Source organism: Candidatus Aminicenantes bacterium (genome assembly GCA_011049425.1).
Taxonomy (GTDB): domain Bacteria; phylum Acidobacteriota; class Aminicenantia; order UBA2199; family UBA2199; genus UBA876.
Window position 1 is genome coordinate 1 of sequence record DSBM01000095.1, and the last position, 3,779, is coordinate 3,779.

Here is a 3,779-nt window from a genome sequence, read left to right on the forward strand (position 1 = left end):
AAAACATTCAATCACCGGCGCCGCGACCGAGATGTCACCATCAAGCCCTTTTTTGAAGAAAAAGTATCCATTGTCTACTACTATCCCAACATGCAACCGGACATCATCGACTCCCTGGTGGAAAACGGTTACCGCGGGATCGTGATCGCGGGAACCGGCCTGGGGCATGTCAACAAACCCCTCTATCCCGCCATTGAAAGGGCTACCCGGAAAGGGGTGGCCGTTTACATGACCGTGCAGACCTTGTGGGGATATGTACACATGTTTGTCTACGATACGGGCCGCGATCTCATGAGCAAGGGCGTGGTGCCGGCTGAGAACATGTTGCCCGAGGTGGCCTATATCAAGCTGGGATGGGCCCTGGGGCAAACAGAGGATCTGGACGAAGTAAGACGTATCATGCTGACGCCGGTCAGTGATGAGACAACCCCCAGGGAACCCTATAACGGCTACCTGATTTTCCAGGGCGGGATTCCGGAAGTTGAACGATTCCTCAAACGATACCATAAATAGTGGCGGGCGGCCATTGCATGAAACGACAAGTTGTACTACAATTGGAGTGCAATAGGAGTGCATGCAATGGAGGGCACATGAAGAACTCATTTCTCTTGAAAACGGCCGCAATCGGGATCATGGTTCTGATCCAGTGGGCGAACCTGCCCGCCGAAGACCAGGGATGGATCAACAATTCGCTTACGTTGACGGTAGACAAAAAGGTTTCGCTCAAGTTCACCAATGAAATCCGCTGCCATGAAATCACCTTTACCGACGGCTTTTTGCACAACTGGCAGGGTGGTGTTGTGTGGAAGTTTTCCTCTCACACTTACGTTGCCGCACTGTACAAACGCGAAACCACGGACAAGGAGACGTTCAACCTGCAGGAAAACCGTTTTACCCTGGAGTCGGGCTGGAAATTGGCCCTGACCCGGAAGACGAGTTTTGACGCGCGCTTTCGCACGGAGATCCGCGGGTTTGAAAATGACCGCGCCGACAACCACCTGCGTTTCCGCCTGCGCCTGCGTTTCACCACCCAGGTTACGTTGGGAAAGCTGGTGCTCAAGCCTTTTATCGCCACGGAGCCGTTTGCCGATACCATTGCAGACAAGATCAACCGCAACCGGTTTTACCTGGGTACGGCCGTGCCCCTATCGGTTCATGTGGTGTGGGTGGTGAACTACATGCGTCAGGATACCAGCGGCAAGGATCCGTTGCACGTCCTGAACACCGGGGTGGAACTGAAATTCTAGGAGGGATGCCGTGAAAAAAAAGCAGCGTTGGATTCTGACGTTTGTCATCATGCTGGTTGTGGTGGGTCTGCTGCTTCTGGTCATGCCGGGAGTGGAAGAGGAGGTCCGCCGTGAAGAGATGGTTATGTCCGGTGATGATGCACCGGAGGTCGCCGCCTTGACCCAATCGACCGGCCTGGAGGCGGAGTGGATCGCTTTGCGAGCCATGGAGTACGGTATCGCTCCCGAGGGATTTCTGCAAAAAGCCGGCGCCGCGTACCGCCCCGGTTTCAACCCCGACCCCGCCATTCCGGCGCAGTGTTGGATCGAGACCGGTTACGGGACGCAGAATGCCTGCAAATACTGCCATACCGATTACCTGGCCCAAATCGGTCACGGCAACAACTTCCCCATCGGCGAAGACCAGGTGCTGTTCAGCTTCCCCACTCCCAAACTCAACCTTATCAACTGGAAAAACATCACCCATCCGGAGCAGATCGTGCAGCGATTGGAAGCGGAGGGGATCGCGGTACCGGCTGCCGCTGATCCCGTCAACCTAAAATGGGTACGTCGCGACAACTGGCGGGAAGCTTACAGCCGCGGGCGCGGGATAGAGGATGACAGTTGGAACAACCTCTCCAACCGCGACAGCGATATGCAGTTGATGCCCGCCCTGAACCCGGATGACCTCTTCCCCTGGAAAGAAGCGGACCCGACCGACGGCGGTCGCCATGGCTACGTGGCCACCGATGGTTTTGTCATGAACGCAAAAGATGAATGCACCGGCTGGCGTGCGGTGAATTTTTTCCCTTACGCTATTTTCACGCCGTTGACCGGATCGGTGAGCGGCATATACATCCGCTTGCCGCGGCCGTTCCAGGAAAAAGAAGGCCGTTTTGATATCGATACCTATGCGCACAACCTGGATCTGTTGGAAAAACAGATCAAGAACCGTGCGTTTGAAGAGACCCATTACTATGGAGGGGCCGGGGAAGTCGCTGTTGACAAGGGATTCTACCCGGTCGGGACTGAGTTCGCCCACCCCCTTCATTACGTGGATCTGAACGCGGACGGTGAGCGCGGCGCAGAGTTGGACGGGGTGATCGGAGAACCAGGTGAAAGCTTTGAGTTTCCTGGTACCCGTTCGCGCAGGGTCAAAGAGATCCGCTACATGTACAAGTGGAAAGCCGTGACCCTGGAGGATATCGCGCCCGCGGAAGAGGAAGCGGACGCGGTTCTGGGCAAGGAATGGAAGGGATGGATCGACAACGGCGCGGGCTGGATTCTGGCGGCGTTCATTGAACGCCGCGACGGTTACTTGCGCCCGCAGACCACCGAGGAGTTGATGCAATGCCTGGGGTGCCATTCCGCGGTGGGCAACACCGTGGACGCGGTTTGGTCGTTCCAGCGCAAATTGCCGGGGGAAACGGGTTGGGGAGAGATGGATTACGGCAGGTATTCTAAACAAGCGCCGCAGTGGACCCAACTCAACGACTACGTCAATCCCAACGTGGACCGCGGCGAGATGGAATATTTCTACGCTTCCGTGGTGGGCGCTGACCTGTACGGCGTCATGCCTGCTGAAATCAAGGCGGAATTGATAAATTATGCAGCGGCCAATGATCTGCAAACGCTCCTGGAATTAAAGCATTCTCTGGAAGAGATCTTTGATGACGAAGCTTTGAAAACCACCCCGCGCAATGTGCGGGAACCGATCCTGCGCGAACGGGCGGCGATCATGCGCCGCTTCGCCGCTGAAAAGGCATACCTGGACTACAACACGGAACGCGACGAGTACTTTATCAAGGGCTCGATTTTTTATCCCTCAAAAGAGACCATGCTGGGAAATATCGCCGCTTATCGCCGCATTCAACTGGACCAGAGCTTTAACCTGGGCAAACACGTGTTCGGCCTGCGACCCGGGGCCATTCCGTTTACTTTCCGCTCGGACGGCGAAGTACTCAACCCCAGGCGTGAACCGATTCCCGCGGGCGAGGTGATCGACGGCCGTCCGTATGGAAAAGACGGTGTGGGCACCATGCCCACGGGATTGACGCCCGTGGATGACCAGGGCCGTCCCGTGGATGTGCAGGGAAACCCCGTGGACCTGGAAACCAATCCCGAACGCGTCGCGGGTCATATCTCCCGGGGAGGAACCTTTGATACCCTCTACACTCCCATCCTCTCGGACCGCAAAGTAAGGCCGGAAAGGAATTGAAAAACTGGGGACGGTGCTTGTAAGTATGTAAATACGGATTTTTGGATAATCAAAGTTGAAGAGTTGAAGAGTTGCAAAGTTGAAAAGGGAAGAAGTTAAAAGAGTTTTTAGAGATTTAACTTTCGACTTTCGACTGGCTTCCTACCGCCAATCGCCCATTGCCAGTTTTCCTCCTGCCTCCTCTTTTCAAGTACGGGCGACCAGCTGGTCGTCCGTGCCACTTTTTTAACTTCTTGCCCCTCCAACTTGGACTTCCCCCGAAATGGTGGACACTGAGTTAAGTGTGACATGATTGTTCATAGTATTCTACAGGCGTCATGTAGTTAATTGATGAA

3 protein-coding genes are annotated in these 3,779 nt (G+C 55.1%); all 3 read left to right on the forward strand.

What is annotated here, in order from left to right; translation table 11 throughout:
* Nucleotides 1-513: Glu-tRNA(Gln) amidotransferase GatDE subunit D (locus ENN40_06165; GenBank protein ID HDP94928.1), on the forward strand; the 513-nt coding region annotated here is incomplete at its 5' end.
* 17 nt (nt 514-530) lie between these two features.
* A complete protein-coding gene (locus tag ENN40_06170) occupies nt 531-1,247 on the forward strand; it encodes a DUF2490 domain-containing protein (protein ID HDP94929.1) in 717 nt (238 codons plus the stop codon).
* 10 nt (nt 1,248-1,257) lie between these two features.
* The gene (locus ENN40_06175) at nt 1,258-3,444 is read left to right on the forward strand and encodes a hypothetical protein (GenBank protein HDP94930.1); all 2,187 of its coding nucleotides are present in this window, start codon (nt 1,258-1,260) and stop codon (nt 3,442-3,444) included.
* The last annotated feature ends 335 nt before the right edge of the window (nt 3,445-3,779 follow it).